Raw genomic sequence first — 17,913 nt, 5'->3', positions numbered from 1 at the left:
AGTGGTATCGCGCGGCCCGGAATCGCCCGTGCGCGGCCCAGGTCACGAACCCCCGGTGCCGGCGGCCGGGACGGCCCATAATCCGGCTATGCACATCTCTCGGCGCCGAGCGCTGGCCCTCGGGGGCGCCGCCGTCGTCGGAGGCGCTGTGACCCGGGCCGGACAGCTGGTCGGTGATGGTCTGGCCGCGGACACCCCGCTGCCCCTCTACGGCGGTCCGGAGAGCGACGTCCACGCGGACCGCTCGCCGACCTCGGCCACCGTGACGAAGGTCGCCTGGGGAGGAACCGGGACCGGCCGGCGGGTCGCGCTCACCTTCGATGACGGCCCGGATCCCGACTGGACGCCCCGGGTGCTGGCGGCACTCCGCAGGGCCGCTGCCCCCGCGACCTTCTTCTGCGTCGGCCGCAAGGTGCGGGACCACGGTCCGATCCACGCGGACAGCCTCGGCGTTCACGAACTCGGCAACCACACCTTCGAGCACCCCGACCTGGCCCGCTTCGCCCTGGAACGCTGCCAGGACGAGATCGGCCGCACCAGTGACCTCATGGAGCGCACCTACGGCCAGCGACCCACGCTCTTCCGCCCGCCCTACGGCCACCTCGGCGGGGCGGCGCTCCTCGCGGCAGCGGAGGCCGAGCTCACGATGGTGTTCTGGTCGGCGCAGGCGCGGGAGGACATGGCGGTGGCGGACCCCAACGGCGCCGTGGACGACCTGGCCCGACAGGTCCGCCCGGGCAGCATCATCCTCGCCCACGACACGGGGTCGCCCGCTCGTCTCCGCACCATCGACCACCTGGACCGGCTCATCGACCGTCTCCGAGCGGACGGCTACGAGCTCGTCACCGTCTCGCAGCTGCTGGCCGCCGTCTGACCGCGTGCTGAGCGCGCAGGCTCGCCCGAGGACGGTCTTGACCCCTCGACATACTCGGTATACGTTGCGGACGTCGGAGTAGATACTCGGTATACAGGGGGAGACGATGTCCGTCAGGCAGGGGCTGATGGCCCTCCTCGCGCAGGAGCCGATGTACGGGGCGCGGCTGCGCGCCGAGTTCGAGGCCCGGACGGGCGGCACGTGGCCGCTCAACGTCGGGCAGGTCTACACGACGCTCGCCCGGCTCGAGCGGGATGGCCTCGTCGTCGCTTCAGGGGGCGACGACGAGGGACGCATCGAGTACGCCCTCACCGACTCGGGCCGGGCCGAGACCTCCCGCTGGTGGCTGACACCGGTGACCCGCGACGCCTCCCCCCGCGACGAGCTCGTCATCAAGCTCGCGCTCGCGGTGACGCTGCCGGGGGTCGACGTCGCTGCCGTCGTCCAGGCCCAGCGCACCGCGACCCTGAGGCACCTGCGTGACCTCACCCGCCTCAAGGCGCGGGCCGACGAGCCGGCCGACGGCCGTGACCTCGCCTGGTCCCTCGTCCTGGAGAACCATCTCTTCGCCGCTGAGGCGGAGGCCCGCTGGCTCGACCACATCGAGTCCGCGCTGGCCCGCCACCGAGGCCGTATGCCGCGGGGCCCGGCGACGCTGTGCGGTGAGCTTGACGACGGGGCGGGGTCCGAAACTGTTGGTGCGCAAGGCGCCTCGAAGGGGAAGAAGTGATGGGGACGCCGATGCTGGTCATCGAGGACGTGACCCGCGTGCACGGGTCAGGGGAGACCGAGGTCCGCGCCCTGGACGGCGTGAGTCTCACCGTGTCGACGGGTGAGCTCGTCGCCGTGATGGGGCCGTCCGGCTCGGGGAAGTCGACGCTGCTCAACCTCGCCGGCGGACTCGACCGGGCGACGTCCGGGTCGGTGACCGTGGCCGGGACCGAGCTCGGGACGCTCGGCGCCCACGACCTGGCCAAGCTGCGCCGACGCAAGGTCGGCTTCGTCTTCCAGGACCTCAACCTCATCCCCTCCCTCACCGCGGCCGAGAACATCGGCCTGCCCTTGGAGCTCGACGGCGACTCGGTGCGGCGTTCCCGGCGCAACGCGCTGGACGCGCTCGACCAGCTCGGGCTGCGGGAGCTGGCCGACCGCTACCCCGACCAGATGTCCGGAGGTCAGCAGCAGCGCGTTGCGATCGCCCGGGCGCTCGTGGGTTCGCGTCGGCTCGTGCTGGCGGACGAGCCGACCGGGGCTCTTGACTCCACGACCGGCGAGGGCGTGCTGCGCGTGCTGCGGTCGCGCGTCGACGCCGGCGCGGCAGGGCTGCTCGTGACCCACGAGGCACGACACGCCGCGTGGGCCGACCGCGTCGTCTTCCTTCGTGATGGACGCATCGTCGACTCGACCGGCTCACCCGACGAGCCCGAGCTCCTGCTCGGCACCGCGAACTGAGGCGACCATGGTGATGACAGAGGCGCTGAGCGAGGCGTCCACCACGGACCGCACGGATTCGGACCACCCCGAAGGCAGCCGCTGGGCCCAGTGGCGGTCGTCGTGGCGCGTCGCCCTCCGGATGGCGCGCCGCGACGTGCGGCGCCACAAGGGGCGCAGTGTCCTGATCGCGCTCATGGTGGCCCTGCCCGTGGTCGCGCTCGTCGGAGGCGCGGTCCTCTACGCGACGAGCGACCTCGACGCGAAGGAGCGGCTGCCCTTCGCCCTCGGAGGAGCTCAGGCGTCCCTGTACTACGTTCCGGGGGCCTCCGTCGCCGTCCAGGATGCGAATCTCGAGGGCATGGGCAACGAGCAGGCGCCCGCGAAACCGATCCCCGGCTTCGGGCCCGGCTCGGAGGCGGCCGCATTGTCGGCGCTGACCGGTGGCCGCGTCACTGCCGTGACCAACGCGAGCGCCATTGTCTCGCTCGAGTCCAGGGTGCACCGGGTCGACTACCTCGGTATCGACGGCGCGAACTGGACAGCCGGCGGGGAGCGGGTCCGCCTGCTGACCGGCCGCTGGCCCGCCTCCCCGGACGAGGTGATCGTCACCAAGACCGGAATCGACCAAGGACTCCCCTCGTCCGGGACGATGCGACTGCGCATCGAGGGAGCCGACCACGAGGTCCGCGACCTGACCGTCGTCGGGACGGGATCGGGATTCGTCCAGCGGTACGGCCACGTCGCCCGGGCCGAGATCATCGGCCTGCCGACAACGGTGGAGGTCTTCGACAACATTGGACCTGAGTACCTCCTCGATCGCCCGGAGCCGGTCCTGGCCGACGAGGTCAAGCGGCTCAACCAGCACGGCATCCTCGTTCTCAGCCGCGCGGTGGTGACGGACCCGAGCAGCCTGTCCCCAGTCATCGGGCTCGAGGACGCGGACTTCAGGCAGCGCAAGGACGTCCAGTTCGCCGGGGTCGCCGCGCTCGCCGGGGTCGGGCTGCTCCTGCTGACGAGCCTGCTCGCCGGGCCGGCCTTCGCGGTCAGCGCGGCCCGGCAGCGGCGCACCCTTGCCCTCGCCGCCAGCAACGGTGCCGAACGGAGGCAGCTCAGGCGGACCGTCCTCGGCCAGGCGCTCGTGCTCGGGGTCGGCGCGACGTTCGCGTCGCTGGCCCTGGGCGTCGCCGGCGCCTGGGCCGTCGTCACCTGGTTGCGCGGAGCCCGTCCCGCGGAGTTCTTCGGCCCGTTCGACATCCCATGGCTCGCCGTCATCGTCGTCGTGGTGGCCGCGGTGGTCAGCAGCGTCGTCTCGGCGCTGCTTCCCGCCAAGGGCTTGGCGCGGCTCGACATCGTGGCGGTCCTGCGCGGACAGAACGTGTCACCGCGGCTGCGCCGGCGGGTCCCGGCGGCCGGCCTGTTCGTCGCTGCCGTCGGAGCGGCCGCCACCCTGTGGGGTGCGACAGGGGACAGCCCCAACACCGTGGCGGCCGGCTCGGTTGCCCTGGTCCTCGGAACGCTTCTCATCGTCCCGCTGCTGCTGCTCTGGCTCGCCCGCCTGACGGGCCGCGCGCCGGTCGCGGTGCGCATGGCGACCCGCGAAGCAGCACGTCAACGAGGACGGGCCACCCCGACCGTCGCGGCGATCCTCGCTGGCGCCGCCGCCCTGTGCACCATCCTCGTCGGTTTCGCCAGCAGCACCGCCCTCGACGCACGGTTCTACGTTCCGAGCACCGCTGCGGGGGCTGGCGTGGTCACCACCCAGCACTCGACGGACCACGTCCTGCGGTTGGTCCGCGACGCCGCGCCGGGCGTCAGTGCGACCCCGATGTGGCGGGCCGCGGCGCCCTTCGACCCCATGACCGCCGTTGGTGGCCAGAACGAGGTCCACATCGACGCCGCCCGGCGCGGCTGCAAACCAGGCGCCGGCAGCATGGACCCAGAAGTCACCACGGGCGCCGACGGCAAGCCGCTCCCGCCCACGACGACGTGTGCGACGCTCGGAACGATGCCGTACGGACAGTTCTCCGCCATCGCCGTCGCGGACGCCGCGCTCCTCGCACAGCGGCTCGCCCTGACTCCCGAGCAGGTCCAGGTGCTCGAGTCCGGGGGCCTCGTTGCGGCCGACGGCAAGGGCATTCCCGAAGAGGTCGTCCCGATGAGCGATGGCTGGACGACGAACCCACCCCACGCTCAGGTGGACATCGTCGACGGCACCGTGTCGTTCGAGCGCTACGTCGTCACCTGGGCCGACCGAGGCCCCGAGGTCAGTGAGGTGTCGCCCTTCGCGTCCGTGCCGGCCGCATACGCCCCGCGCACCGCCTTCGCCACCGCCTTCCCCAACCGGGATGTCGGCGCCGTCATGACCCCCGAGACCGCCAAGAAGACCGGTTTCCCGCTCAACTTCTCCAGCATCGCACTGGACTCACCGGGCGGGGTGACGGCCGCCGACGAGGACGCCATCCGAGCCGCTCTGGGGGAGGGCGCCCCCGACAGTGACGTCTACGTCGAGCGTGGCTTCCGTCCCGAGACGGCGCTCGTCTTCACGATCGCCGTGGGCGTGGTCGGCTTCATCATCCTCGTCGCGACGCTGATCGCCACTGCCCTGTCGCAGGCCGAGGGCCAGGCCATGTCCGGCACGCTCGCGGCGGTCGGAGCCACCCGCCTGACCCGGCGCAGCCTTGCAGCAGCACAGGCCGGTCTCTTCGCCCTGCTCGGGATGGTCCTCGGGGTCCTCGTGGGCCTCGTCCCCGGCGTCGCGGTCGCCTGGTCGAGCACGGTGACCAGCTGGCAGGCCCGGCAGAACGGCCTCACCGACCCGATCATCGTCATCCCGTGGGCCCAGCTGCTGGCTCCGGTCGTCGTCGTGCCGCTGCTGGCTGCTGCCGTCGCCTGGGTCTCGATCCGCCGCCACCCCACGGTCACCCGCCGCCTCACCTGACCCACCCCTCCGCTGACCTCCATCCAAACTCGAGTGGCCCCGGTGTCCACAGGTTCGTGCTGTGGACACCGGGGCCACTCGAGTTGGGACGAGTCCGCATGGCCGTGCCGGTGTGGAAGGCGGGCCACTCGAGGTGGTGGGGACCTGGGTCGGGAGGGTCGGGAGCGCGCGGACCTGTGGGAGCGAGCTCAGCGGCATACGGCAGCGTTGTCGATCGGCTCGCCGAGCACCTCCAAACCTGCCTGCGTGACTCCGCCAAATCCGTGACCCAGGTCACCTGTGGTGGGAATCTCAGGGGGTTCCCCCTCACATGAGACATGACTACGTTCGGGTAATCCCATGACGCCAGCGACCAAAGGACCTCAGATGCAGGCCATCCGCGACGCCATCCTCTCCGGAGACCGGAGCGAAGAGACCTACAGCAACATCCAGATCCCCGAGAGCTACCGGGGAGCGACCGTCCACAAGGACGAGATCGGGATGTTCGAGGATCTCCCCACCAAGGACAAGGACCCCCGCAAGTCCCTTCACATCGACGACGTACCCGTCCCCGAGCTCGCGCCGGGCGAGGCCCTCGTGGCCGTCATGGCGAGCGCCATCAACTACAACACCGTGTGGACCTCGATCTTCGAGCCCGTGCCGACCTTCGGCTTCCTCGAGCGCTACGGCCGCACGTCCCCGTACGCCAAGCGCCACGACCTGCCCTACCACGTCGTCGGTTCGGACCTCGCCGGCGTCGTCCTCCGCGTCGCCCCCGGTGTCGCCAAGTGGAAGCCCGGACAGGAGGTCGTCGCGCACTGCCTGTCCGTCGAGCTCGAGGACGCCGACGGCCACAACGACACGATGCTCGACCCGCAGCAGCGGATCTGGGGCTTCGAGACGAACTTCGGCGGCCTCGCCGAGCTGGCCATCGTCAAGGCCAACCAGCTGATGCCGAAGCCCGACCACCTCACCTGGGAGGAGGCCGCCTCCCCCGGCCTCGTCAACTCCACCGCCTACCGCCAGCTCATCTCCAAGAACGGCGCGGCCATGAAGCTCGGCGACCGCGTCCTCATCTGGGGCGCGTCGGGCGGGCTCGGCTCCTACGCGACGCAGATGGCGCTCGCCGGCGGGGCGACCCCGGTCTGCGTGGTGTCCTCGCCGGAGAAGGCCGAGATCTGCCGTGCGATGGGCGCCGACCTCATCATCGACCGCAACGCCGAGGACTACCGGTTCTGGAAGGACGAGCAGACCCAGGACCCCAAGGAGTGGCAGCGCCTCGGCAAGCGGATCCGCGAGCTGACCGGCGGCTACGACGTCGACATCGTCTTCGAGCACCCCGGCCGTGAGACGTTCGGCGCCAGCGTCTACGTGGCGCGAAAGGGCGGCACGATCGTCACCTGCGCCTCGACGTCCGGCTACATGCACGAGTACGACAACCGGTACCTGTGGATGAACCTCAAGCGGATCGTCTCGTCACACTTCGCCAACTACCGCGAGGCGTGGGAGGCCAACGAGCTGATCAACCGCGGGCTGATCCACCCCACCCTCTCGCAGACGTACCGCCTCGAGGAGGTCGGACAGGCCGCCCTCGACGTCCACCGCAATGCCCACCAGGGCAAGGTGGGCGTGCTGACCCTCTCGCCGGAGGAGGGCCTCGGGGTGACGAACGCGGGCAAGCGGGCCCAGTTCGCCGCGGAGATCAACCGCTTCCGCGGGGAGTGACGGAGCCGTGACCGGGATGGTGGTGAGTCGGCACCGGACGACACACCACCATCTCCCCTCCCCCGTCAGGACGCTCGCGTAGGCTCCGGGCGTGACCTTCTGGCGACGGTGGACGCAGTACCGGCGTGCGCAGCGCGAGCGGATCGCACTGCTGCGCGCCCAGCCGCACGGGGCCGAGCCGGACGCGCCACCGGAGGGCCCCGACGGGCCAGCAGCGAGCGACACCCCTCAGGAGGACGTGTTCGACACCCTGCCGCTCGGTGGCGGCCAGGGGCCGGACGCGGCGAGGGGCGGTCGCGCGCGGCGAGGCCGGGACTACGGCAGCGCGGGCACGCCGTTCAACCGGCAGTCCCCCTTCTACGTCGGGTTCGTCGGAGCGATCGGAGTGCTCACGGCCTACGCGGTCGTGCAGGCGGTCGGACGCCTCGACACGACGATCACCCTCCTGGTCGTCTCGCTCTTCCTGACCCTGGCGCTCAACCCCCTCGTCGAGGGGCTCACCCGACAGAACATGCGTCGCGGGCTCGCGGTGACGATCGTCTTCCTCGGTCTGCTCGGCGTGTTCACGCTGCTCGGCATGGTCGTCGTCCCGCCGGTGGCCACGCAGGGGACCGACCTCGCCGAGAACGCTCCCCGGATGCTCGACGACCTGATGCGCAACCCCTGGGTCCAGGACGTCGACCACCGCTACCAGATCGTCCAGCGCATCCAGGAGGAGATCAACCACCGGATCGCCGACGGCAACCTCTGGGCGGGGGTCTTCGGCGGGGTGCTGGACGCCGGGCGGATCATCGCGTCGGGCGTGTTCAGCATCCTCACCGTGCTCGTGCTGACGCTCTACTTCCTCGCGTCGCTGCCGTCGGTCAAGCAGGCGGGCTATGCGCTCGTGCCGGCGAGCCGCCGGCCGCGGTTCATCTCCCTCGCCGAGGAGATCATGCGCCGGGTCGGCTCGTACGCCATCGGTCAGGTCGCGGTCGCAGCGACCAACGCGTTCTTCGCCTGGATCATGATGAGCCTGCTCGACCTGCGGTTCGCTGCGGTCCTCGCCGTCGCCGTCGGCCTCCTCGGCCTGATCCCGATGGTCGGTGCGACGCTGGGAGCATCGGTGGTCACGCTCGTCGCGTTCTTCGACGAGCCGAAGAAGGCGCTCATCGTCATCATCTACTTCGTCATCTACCAGCAGCTCGAGAACTACGCCGTCATGCCGCGGATCATGCAGCAGACCGTCGCGGTGCCGGGTGCACTCACCGTGGTGGCGGCGCTGGCGGGCGGGACGCTCCTCGGGATCCTCGGCGCTCTCCTCGCCATCCCGTTCGCCGCGGGCGCCTTGCTCATCTACGAGGAAGTGCTCGTCCCCCGACAGCTGCGCCACTAGCGCCGGAGGGCTGAGGTCGGGGCGACCGCAGCCATCGGCGAGAATGCGGCATGGCCGATCTGCGCAGCCGCTTCCCCTGGACGACCACGATCCCGCTCGTCGCGCTGCTCGCGCTCGTCGCGACGTGGGGTCGGGACCTCAACGTCGTGGCGTTGGTCCTCGTCGCCCTGCTCCTCGGCGCCGCGGTGCTCGCCGCCGTCCATCACGCCGAGGTCGTGGCCCACCGGGTGGGCGAGCCGTACGGCTCGATCGTCCTCGCCGTGGCGGTCACGGTCATCGAGGTCGGTCTCATCGTCTCGCTGATGTCATCCGGGGGCGACAAGTCCGCGTCCCTCGCGCGCGACACGGTCTTCGCGGCCGTCATGATCACGACGAACGGCATCCTCGGCCTCTCCCTCTTCGTCGCGGCGCGGCGGCACGGATTCTCGAGGTTCAACTCAGAGGGCACCGGCGGAGCTCTCGCCACCATCGCGACCCTCGCCGCACTCTCGCTCGTCCTGCCGAGCTTCACGCTCGGTGAGCCGGGGCCGGTCTTCACCGGGCCGCAGCTCGCTTTCGCGGCCGTGGCCTCGCTCGCGCTCTACGCGGTGTTCATCTTCACCCAGACCGTCCGGCACCGGGACTTCTTCCTGCCGGTCACGCACGAAGGCGAGCTGGTCGACGAGGACGAGCATGCGGCGCCACCGACGTCACGGCAGACCCTGACGAGCCTCGGGTTGCTGCTCGTCTCGCTCGGCGCCGTCGTGGGCCTGGCCAAGGTCGAGTCACCGGCCATCGAGTCGGCCGTCCGGGCGGCTGGCTTCCCTCCGTCCTTCGTCGGCGTCGTCATCGCCCTGCTCGTCCTCGCCCCGGAGACCCTCGCTGCCCTCCGAGCCGCCCGGCGCGAGCGGGTCCAGACCAGCCTCAACCTCGCCCTCGGGTCGGCGATCGCGAGCATCGGCCTGACGATTCCCGCCATCGCGGTCGCGTCGATCTGGCTCGAGGGGCCGCTGGAGCTCGGCCTGGGGGCCACCCAGATGGTCGTGCTCGCGCTGACCGTCGTCGTCGGTGTCCTCACCGTCGTGCCGGGACGCGCCACCCGGCTCCAGGCGAGCGTGCACCTGGTCCTCTTCGCCGGTTTCCTCTTCCTCGCCATCAACCCCTGAGCCGTATGCCGCTGGGCTCGCCCCCGCTCCGCGCCCGGTTCCGTGGGCGGCCGGGTCCGCGAGGATCGGCACGACGGGTCCCTGCGCCCGCTGGGGCGTCAGCGGTAGGCACTGCCGGACGGCCGGGCGTCTCGGCGCTGCCAGCATCCGGTGTGCCAGTGCCGGCGGTCGCCGAGCCCGCCGACCCCTTCCGCCGGCCAGACGACGACGTGCGGAACCCCGGGCGGAATGTCCTGCTGGCACCCCGGACAGAGGTAGGCGCGGGTCGCGGCGGCCCCGCTCACCGCACGGACGGTCCACCGCAGGCCGCGGTAGCTGTCCTCCCGGGTGGCGCCGCCCTGCATCCGCACGACGTCGAGCGGCACGTGCGGGCGCGCGTGCTTGCTCGGTCGTCGTCGCGAGGGCATGCCCCCATTGTCGCAACACACCCGCTTGCCGTCTGCTCTGCCCTGCTGCAGGCGGGCCCAGCAGACGGCAAGCGGGTGTGTTGCGGAGGGGATGTGCCCCGGCTACGGGGTCAGGCGTGCGTACGGAAGCCGCGGCCCGTCTTGCGCCCGAGGTAGCCCGCCGTGACGAGGTGCTCGAGGAGCGGCGCCGGTGCGTAGCCCCGCTCACGGAACTCGAGGTAGAGCTCACGCTCGATGGCCAGGGACACGTCGAGGCCCACGACGTCGAGCAGCTCGAAGGGACCCATCGGCAGCGAGCAGCCCGTCTTCATCGCGGTGTCGATGTCGTCGGCCGTCGAGTAGTTGGCCTCGAGCATCTTCACCGCGTCGTTGAGGTAGGGGAAGAGGAGCGCGTTGACGATGAACCCGGCCCGGTCGCCACACGTCACCGGGTGCTTGCCCACCTTGCGGCACAAGTCCTGGAGCGTCGCGACGACGTCGTCGGCGGTCGAGACGGTGTGCACCACCTCGACGAGCTTCATCACCTGGGCGGGATTGAAGAAGTGCATCCCGATGACGTCCTGCGGGCGTGTCGTCGCCGAGGCGCAGTCGATGACCGGCAGCGACGACGTCGTCGTGGCGAGGATCGCGCCGGGCTTGCAGATCTCGTCGAGGTTCTCGAAGAGGACCTTCTTGACACCGAGGTCCTCGACGACGGCTTCGACGACGATGTCGACGTCGGAGAGGTCGTCGAGCCGCGTGGTGCCGCTGATCCTCCCGAGGGCCGCGTCCCGCTCCTCCTCGGTGGCCTTCCCGCGCTGCACCGCCTTCTCGAGGCTCCTGGTGACGGCGGAGCGCACGCCCTCCACCTTGGAGTCGGCGCGGGCGACGTAGACGACGTCGTAGCCGGCCTTGGCGAAGACCTCGATGATGCCGGTCGCCATGGTGCCGGAGCCGACGACCCCGACGCGCGAGATGGGCCGCAGGGGCAGGCCGTGCTCACCCTCGGGCTTGGGCGTCTGGGCGTCGTCGACGACCTGGGAGCTGCCGGGTGCCGCGTACGTGTAGAAGCCCCGGCCCGTCTTGCGGCCCTTGAGGCCGGCGCTGACCATCTGCTTGATGATCGGGCTCGGCGCGTGCAGGCGGTCGCGGCCCTGCTTGTACATCGTGTCGAGGATCTCGTAGGCCGTGTCGAGGCCGATGAGGTCCATCAGGGCGAGCGGCCCCATGGGGTAGCCGCAGCCCAGCTTCATCGCCGCGTCGATGTCCTCCCGGGTGGCGTACTTGCTCTCGTACATCGACACCGCGTGGTTGAGGTAGCCGAACAGCAGGGCGTTGGCGATGAACCCCGCCTTGTCGCCCACGACGACCGGCTTCTTCCCGAGCCGCTCGGCGAGGCCCTTGACCCGCTCGAAGATGTCGTCGGCCGTGACGACGGTCTTGATGACCTCGACGAACTGCATGACCGGGGCCGGGTTGAAGAAGTGCATGCCGACGACCCGCTTGGGGTTGCTCGTGGCGACGGCGATCTCGGTGACGGGCAGGGATGAGGTGTTCGTGGCGAGGATCGCGTCCTCGGCGACGATCTGGTCGAGCTTGGCGAAGATCTCCTTCTTCAGTGCGAGCTGCTCCGGGACCGCCTCGATGACGAGCTGGCAGTCCTCGAGGTTGCCCATGTCGGAGGTGAACTGCACGCGCGCGATGAGCGCGCTCTGGTCCTCATCCGAGAGCTTGCCGCGGGCGACGGCGCGGCCCGTTGAGTTCTCCAGGTGCTCCCGTCCCCGTTCGACGGCCTCGTCGTTGACCTCGACCGCAACGACATCGATGCCGTTGCGTGCGAAGACCTCGACGATGCCGGCACCCATGGTGCCGAGTCCGATCACGCCAACCTTGGTGAAGTCACGAGCCATGGGGTGGAGTCTTCCAGAGGCCGTATGCCGCTCAAACCCGTCCCCGGGGTGACGCTCCCCACGCGGGTGGCGCGGATCACCGACCCGCGCGCGTTAGGGTGTGCCGGTGCGCCTCGTCATCGCCCGCTGCAGCGTCGACTATGACGGTCGGCTCACCGCACACCTGCCCCTCGCCACCCGCCTGCTCGTGGTCAAGGCCGACGGGTCCGTCCTCGTCCACAGCGACGGGGGTTCCTACAAGCCGCTCAACTGGATGTCGCCGCCGTGCAGCATGGTCGAGCTGTCGCCGGCCGACCTGCCGGCCGACGATGGGGTCGTGGCAGTGTGGCGCGTCCAGCACGCCAAGTCCGAGGACCGGCTCACCGTGCACATCCATGAGGTGCTCCACGACTCGGCGCACGAGCTCGGCGTGGACCCGGGGCTCGTCAAGGACGGTGTCGAGGCCCACCTGCAGAAGCTCCTCGCGGAGCACATCCACACCCTCGGGCACGGCTGGTCCCTGGTCCGCCGCGAGTACATGACGGCGATCGGACCCGTCGACATCCTCGCCAAGGACCACAGCGGGGCGAGCGTCGCCGTGGAGATCAAGCGGCGCGGAGAGATCGACGGGGTCGAGCAGCTGACGCGCTATCTCGAGCTGATGAACCGCGACCCGCTCCTCGCGCCGGTGACCGGCGTGTTCGCCGCCCAGGTGATCAAGCCGCAGGCCCGCACGCTTGCCGAGGACCGCGGTATCCGCTGCGTCGTGCTCGACTACGACGCCCTCCGGGGGATCGACGACGCAGAGTCCCGCCTCTTCTGACCGCCCGTCGAGAGAGCCGGACTCACCCATCAGAGCCGGACTCGCCCATCGAGAGAGCACTTCGCGACACCTTCCCGCCGGGTGAGGCCCGCGGGACGTGTCGCGAAGTGCTCTCTCGACTGAAGGGGAGGTCAGCGGAACTGAGCCACCAGGCTGACGAGCAGGGGCGCGACCAAGAGGGCGGGCAGCAGGTCGCCGACGGGGATGTGCCGGACGCCGAGCAGCCGGAAGGCGATGCCGACGAGGAGCAGGCCACCGGTGGCCGTGAGCGCCGCGATGTGGGCCTCGGGCACCACGGCCCCGAGGGTCACCCCGAGCAACGTCAGGCCGCCCTGGACCACGGCGACCGACACCGCCGACAGCAGCACCCCGACGCCGAACGTGGACGCGAAGGCGATCGCGGCGAAGAAGTCGAGCGCGGACTTGAGCACGAGCTGGTCGATGCCGAGCCCCAGTCCGTCGGACAGGGAGCCGAGGATGGTGAGCGGACCGACGCAGAAGAGCAGGGAGGCCGTCAGCCAGCCCTCGATGAACCGCTCCCGCTCGGCGTGGTCGTGCTCACCCTTGGCGCCGCGGTGCTGGACCCAGCGCTGCACGACTCCGGCGAGCGCTTCGAGCCGTTCCTCGATCCGCAGGAGGGCCCCCGCGATCCCGCCGATGAGCAGCCCGCCGAGCACGATGAGCACCGGCACGCCGGAGCCCACTGTCTCCTCCAGGGCCGGCGACGTGACATCGAGCGCTGAGAGGACCGCCACGAGCAGGGTGACGAGGCCGAGGCAGTCCGTGACGACGCGGCGGACCCGCTCCGGCAACCGGTTCCCGGCCACCATCCCCAAGGTGGCGCCGAGCAGCACGGCGATGACGTTGACCACGGTGCCGAGCCCGGCGAAGCCACCATCCATGCCGGTCAGCGTAGGGTGCGGCCCGCTGCCCCCGACGAGGCGTCCCGCTCGCTAGACGTTCTCGTCGAGGCTGTGCACGCTGGTGCCATCGGCGTCGACGAGCATCAGCACCGGCTCGGTCGCCGCTCCCCCACGGACGACGACGACCGTCTCCCCCCGATGCCGGTCGACGATCTCCTCGAAGGTGTCCGTCCCGTCGTCGAGGTCACCGTGCCCGCTGTGGCACGGCACGCCGAGGTCCTCAGCCAACGTCTCGACCGGGCCGGTGTCGGGAACGTCGTCAGCGGCATACACCGCTTGGACCCGCTCGCGGTAGAGCTGGGAGGCGAGCCATTTCACGTCACCCATCCCGACGGGGGTGACGACGATGACGCGGGCCGCGCACTGGAGGTCGCTCATGCTCCTGACTGTATGCCGACGGAGGCGCGCCGAGTCCCGGACCCCGGAAAGCCCGCCCGACGGCCGCTGGCCTCAGGTCTGAGCGGGCTCCAACGGGGCCAGGCCTCGGGAGGCCCGGATGACGCCGACGATCTCGCCCATGATGTCGTTGAGCCCGAAGTCCTTCGGGGTGAAGACCATCGCGACGCCGGCGGCACGAAGCTGCTCGGCATCCGACTCGGGGATGATCCCACCGACGATGACCGGGATCTCGCCGGCTCCGGCATCACGCAGGCCGCGGATCACCTCGGGGACGAGCTCCATGTGCGACCCGGAGAGGATGGACAGGCCGACGACGTGGACGTCCTCGGCCACCGCAGCGGCGACGATCTGCTCCGGGGTGAGGCGGATGCCCTGGTAGATCACCTCGAAGCCGGCGTCGCGAGCGCGCACCGCCACCTGCTCGGCGCCGTTGCTGTGGCCGTCGAGACCGGGCTTGCCGACCAGGATCCGCAGCTTCTCGCCGAGCTCCTCGCTCGTCCGAGCGACCGCCGCCCTGACCTGGGCCAGGGGCCCGCCACCCGCGCCGGTCTCGGCGGTCCCGACTCCCACGGAGCCACTCACTCCGGTCGGCGCCCGGTACTCGCCGAACTCCGCACGCAGGGCCCCCGCCCACTCCCCGGTCGTGACCCCGGCCCGCGCGCACTCGAGCGAGGCCGCCATGAGGTTCACGCCCGAAGCCGCGTCGGCCCTGAGGTGCTCCAGGGAAGCCACGGCACGCTCACGGCGGACGGGGTCGGCGTCCCGGCGCTCCCGCCAGGCCCGGACGGCATCGACGGCGGACTTCTCGACGGTCGGGTCGACGCTCTGGATCGCCGTCTCGAGGTCGGCGGTGAGGGGGTTGGGCTCGGTCGTCTCGAAGCGGTTGAGGCCGACGATGACCTCCTCGCCGGACTCGATGCGGCGGCGCCGCTCGGCGTGCGACGCGACGAGCGCGGACTTCATGTAACCCGACTCGACGGCGGCGACCGCGCCGCCCATCTCCTCGATCCGAGCCATCTCTGCACTGGCGCCCTCGACGAGCTCGGCCACCTTGCGCTCCACGACGAGGGATCCGGTGAAGAGGTCGTCGTACTCGAGCAGGTCCGACTCGAAGGCGAGAACCTGCTGCATGCGCAGGCTCCACTGCTGGTCCCACGGTCGGGGCAGGCCGAGCGCCTCGTTCCAGGCCGGCAGCTGGATGGCTCGGGCCCGGGCGTCCTTCGACAGCGTCACGGCGAGCATCTCGAGGATGATCCGCTGGACGTTGTTCTCCGGCTGGGCCTCCGTCAGACCCAGGCTGTTGACCTGGACGCCGTAGCGGAACCGACGTGCCTTGGCGTCGGTGACGCCGTAGCGGTCGCGCGTGACCCGGTCCCACAGCTCGACGAAGGCGCGCATCTTGCACATCTCCTCGACGAACCTGACGCCGGCGTTGACGAAGAAGGAGATACGGGCGACGACGTCGGAGAACTCGTCCTCGGGGACCTGGCCGGAGTCGCGGACAGCATCGAGGACGGCGACTGCCGTCGACATCGAGTAGGCGATCTCCTGGATCGGCGTCGCGCCCGCTTCCTGCAGGTGGTAGCTGCAGATGTTGATCGGGTTCCACTTCGGGATCTCGCGGACCGTGTAGGCGATCATGTCGGTGATCAGGCGCAGCGACGGCCCGGGCGGGAACACATAGGTCCCCCGCGAGAGGTACTCCTTGATGATGTCGTTCTGGGTCGTCCCGGACAGCGCGTGCACCCACTCGGCCGGTGACTCGCCAGCGGCCTGGGCCTGGTCCTCCGCGGCGACCTGGTAGAGCGCGAGGAGCCACATCGCCGTCGCGTTGATCGTCATCGACGTGTTCATCTCGCGCAGCGGGATCTGGTCGAAGAGCGCCTCCATGTCGCCGATGTGGCTGATCGGGACGCCGACCTTGCCCACCTCACCACGGGCCAGGACGTGGTCCGGGTCGTAGCCGGTCTGCGTGGGCAGGTCGAAGGCGACCGAGAGGCCGGTCTGGCCCTTGGCCAGGTTGCGACGGTAGAGCGCGTTGCTCGCCGAGGCGCTGGAGTGCCCGGCGTAGGTCCGCATGACCCAGGGCCGTTCACGGGTCGGTCGGGCCGCGGTGGGCGGAACACTCTCGTCAGACATGGACCCGAAGGTACCTGCGGGTTTCGCCGACCGGGACCCGCTCAGGCGGTGAGAGGCGCCACAGTCGGCGACACCGCCCTCGTCGAGCCGGAGCGGGACGCGAGGATGCGGTCGAGCCGACACCCGCGCAGCAGGCGGGTCGTCCGCTCACTCGGGTCGATGAGGAGGAGTCGGCGCTGGGCCCGCGTCGCGCGGCGGTGGAGGTGCAGGATGATGCCGAGGCCGGTCGCGTCGCCGATCTCGGCGTCGCGCAGGTGCAGGCGCAGCTCGCCCTCGCCGGTGGCGATGACGGCATGGATCGCGTCACGGATGTCGGGGACGGTGTGGACGTCCAGTCGGCCCTCGATGATGACGTCATGCCCATCGGGCGCATCGAGCACCTGAATCGGAAGACGCGCCCTCTTCCTCGCGTGGGCATTCAGCGTCATCGTGACCCCTCTCAACTGCTGCTGCCGTCATTCATCATGACGCCGCAGCCGGGCGAAACGTTGCCCGCCCAGGTCAACAAAGAGTCAAGAAATCCTGCGGGAGACCAAGAGACCGTCAAGCGCTCGTCAAGACATCCGGAGTATCTCGGGATGTGGACTACTCGTACCAGTCCTCGTCGGGCTCACGCTTGACGTCCGCCCCGAGGGATCGCAGCGACGCCTCGAACCGCGGGTAGCCCCGGTCGATGTGGTGCACGCCGCTGACGAGGGTGTAGCCGTCCGCGACGAGGCCGGCCACGACGAGCGCCGCTCCGGACCGGATGTCACTGCTCTCGACCGGCGCGCCGGACAGGAGGGGCACGCCGTGTGTCATCACGTGGTGACCGTCGACCTGCATGTCGGCTCCGAGCCGGGCCAGCTCCTGGACCGTCCGGAACCGTGCCTCGAAGAGGTTCTCGGTCACCATCGCGCTGCCCTCCGCGACCGAGTTGTAGGCCAGGGCGAACGGCTGCAGATCGGTCGGGAAACCAGGGTAGGGCAAGGTGGCCACGTCGAAGGCGGCCGGTCGCGCGGCCTCGTCCGGCACCGCGACCCGAAAGCCACGGGCCGTCCTCTCGACGTGGCAGCCGGCGTCGGCGAGGCACCGCAGGGGCACGCCCAGGTGCTCGGCCACGCCACCGACGACCTCGATGTCACCGCGCGTCGTCGCGGCCGCGAACGCCCAGGTGCCTGCGGCGATGCGGTCCGGGAGGACGCGGTGCTCGGTCGGGCGGAGCGCGTCGACTCCCTCGACGACGATCCGCCCGCTGCCGGCCCCGTCGATCCGCGCGCCCATCGAGACGAGCATCCCGGCGATGTCGACGATCTCCGGCTCGCGGGCGACGTTGTCGATGATGGTGCGACCTCGGGCCAGCACCGCGGCCATCAGGATGTTCTCCGTCGCGCCCACGCTCGGGAACTCCAGCCGGATCTCCGCTCCCCTGAGCCCGTGCGGGGCGGTGGCGACGAGGTAGCCGTGCGCGACGTGGACCTCCGCGCCCAGAGCCTCGAGGCCGGCCGCGTGCAGGTCCAGCCCCCGCGAGCCGATGGCGTCACCACCGGGCACGGCCACGTCGGCCTCTCCCATCCGGGCGACGAGCGGGCCGAGCACCGAGATCGACGCGCGCAGGGCACGGACGAGCTCGTAGTCGGCCCGGTGGCCGAGCGACGCAGGGACGTCCATGACGACGACCCCGGCCTCGGCGTCATAGTCGACCACGACGCCCAGTCGGCGGAGCAGCTCGGCCATGATGCGCACGTCGACGATGGCAGGCATGTTCGTCAGGGTGGTGCGTCCCTGCGCCAGCAGGGCGACCGCCATCAGCTTGAGGGCGCTGTTCTTCGCGCCGACGACGGCGACCTCCCCCACCAGACGTGCACCGCCGACGACCCGGAACCGCTCTCTCACGCTGCGACC

15 protein-coding genes are annotated in these 17,913 nt (G+C 70.7%); 8 read left to right on the top strand and 7 right to left on the bottom strand.

Features of this window, described 5'->3' with window-relative positions; all coding sequences use genetic code 11:
- The first annotated feature begins 88 nt into the window (after window positions 1-88).
- The 7 genes from ABWV20_RS02185 to ABWV20_RS02155 all read left to right on the top strand — a co-directional run bounded on the left by ABWV20_RS02185 (window position 89) and on the right by ABWV20_RS02155 (window position 9,470).
- A complete protein-coding gene (locus ABWV20_RS02185; RefSeq protein ID WP_353353102.1) occupies window positions 89-874 on the top strand; it encodes a polysaccharide deacetylase family protein in 786 nt (261 codons plus the stop codon).
- Window positions 875-980: 106 nt separating this feature from the next.
- A complete protein-coding gene (locus tag ABWV20_RS02180) occupies window positions 981-1,604 on the top strand; it encodes a PadR family transcriptional regulator (protein WP_353353101.1) in 624 nt (207 codons plus the stop codon).
- On the top strand, window positions 1,604-2,326 hold the full coding sequence (locus tag ABWV20_RS02175) for an ABC transporter ATP-binding protein (RefSeq protein ID WP_353353100.1): 723 nt from the start codon (window positions 1,604-1,606) through the stop codon (window positions 2,324-2,326). Before ABWV20_RS02180 ends, ABWV20_RS02175 begins: the two co-directional genes overlap by 1 nt.
- Before the next feature lie 7 nt (window positions 2,327-2,333).
- Complete coding sequence (locus ABWV20_RS02170; RefSeq protein ID WP_353353099.1) at window positions 2,334-5,246, top strand: FtsX-like permease family protein; 2,913 nt, start codon at window positions 2,334-2,336, stop codon at window positions 5,244-5,246.
- 366 nt (window positions 5,247-5,612) lie between these two features.
- The gene (gene ccrA / locus ABWV20_RS02165) at window positions 5,613-6,950 is read left to right on the top strand and encodes a crotonyl-CoA carboxylase/reductase (RefSeq protein ID WP_353353098.1); all 1,338 of its coding nucleotides are present in this window, start codon (window positions 5,613-5,615) and stop codon (window positions 6,948-6,950) included.
- Window positions 6,951-7,041: 91 nt separating this feature from the next.
- Entirely contained in the window at window positions 7,042-8,325 is a 1,284-nt protein-coding gene (locus tag ABWV20_RS02160) for an AI-2E family transporter (RefSeq protein ID WP_353353096.1), read from the top strand.
- Between the two features lie 50 nt (window positions 8,326-8,375).
- Window positions 8,376-9,470 (top strand): calcium:cation antiporter, encoded by a 1,095-nt coding sequence (locus ABWV20_RS02155; RefSeq protein ID WP_353353095.1) that lies wholly within the window; start codon window positions 8,376-8,378, stop codon window positions 9,468-9,470.
- Window positions 9,471-9,568: 98 nt separating this feature from the next.
- On the opposite strand, the gene ABWV20_RS02150 is transcribed toward ABWV20_RS02155, so the two are convergent.
- A complete protein-coding gene (locus ABWV20_RS02150) occupies window positions 9,569-9,877 on the bottom strand; it encodes an Rv1322 family protein (RefSeq protein ID WP_353353094.1) in 309 nt (102 codons plus the stop codon).
- Between the two features lie 110 nt (window positions 9,878-9,987).
- Window positions 9,988-11,766 carry a 3-hydroxyacyl-CoA dehydrogenase family protein gene (locus tag ABWV20_RS02145; protein ID WP_353353093.1) on the bottom strand — a complete coding sequence of 593 codons (1,779 nt, stop codon included), beginning with the start codon at window positions 11,764-11,766 and terminating at the stop codon, window positions 9,988-9,990.
- A gap of 106 nt (window positions 11,767-11,872) precedes the next feature.
- On the opposite strand from ABWV20_RS02145, the gene nucS reads away from it, so the two are divergent.
- A complete protein-coding gene (gene nucS / locus ABWV20_RS02140; protein ID WP_353353092.1) occupies window positions 11,873-12,568 on the top strand; it encodes an endonuclease NucS in 696 nt (231 codons plus the stop codon).
- A 131-nt stretch (window positions 12,569-12,699) separates the two neighbouring features.
- Here the strand turns inward: nucS and ABWV20_RS02135 are convergent, their stop codons facing one another.
- The 5 genes from ABWV20_RS02135 to murA form a co-directional block, all read right to left on the bottom strand.
- Window positions 12,700-13,470, bottom strand: a complete 771-nt coding sequence (locus ABWV20_RS02135; protein ID WP_353353091.1) for a DUF554 domain-containing protein — start codon at window positions 13,468-13,470, stop codon at window positions 12,700-12,702.
- A 51-nt stretch (window positions 13,471-13,521) separates the two neighbouring features.
- On the bottom strand, window positions 13,522-13,869 hold the full coding sequence (locus tag ABWV20_RS02130) for a hypothetical protein (protein WP_353353090.1): 348 nt from the start codon (window positions 13,867-13,869) through the stop codon (window positions 13,522-13,524).
- A 72-nt stretch (window positions 13,870-13,941) separates the two neighbouring features.
- Complete coding sequence (locus ABWV20_RS02125) at window positions 13,942-16,029, bottom strand: ethylmalonyl-CoA mutase (protein WP_502901741.1); 2,088 nt, start codon at window positions 16,027-16,029, stop codon at window positions 13,942-13,944.
- Window positions 16,030-16,070: 41 nt separating this feature from the next.
- Complete coding sequence (locus tag ABWV20_RS02120) at window positions 16,071-16,457, bottom strand: STAS domain-containing protein (protein WP_353353089.1); 387 nt, start codon at window positions 16,455-16,457, stop codon at window positions 16,071-16,073.
- Window positions 16,458-16,614: 157 nt separating this feature from the next.
- Complete coding sequence (murA, locus tag ABWV20_RS02115) at window positions 16,615-17,904, bottom strand: UDP-N-acetylglucosamine 1-carboxyvinyltransferase (protein ID WP_353353088.1); 1,290 nt, start codon at window positions 17,902-17,904, stop codon at window positions 16,615-16,617.
- Window positions 17,905-17,913 lie beyond the last annotated feature (9 nt).

This window comes from Intrasporangium sp. DVR, assembly GCF_040365325.1.
Taxonomy (GTDB): Bacteria; Actinomycetota; Actinomycetes; order Actinomycetales; family Dermatophilaceae; genus Intrasporangium.
Note: the sequence above shows the minus strand (reverse complement) of the source record. Positions and strands in the feature narration are given on the sequence as shown.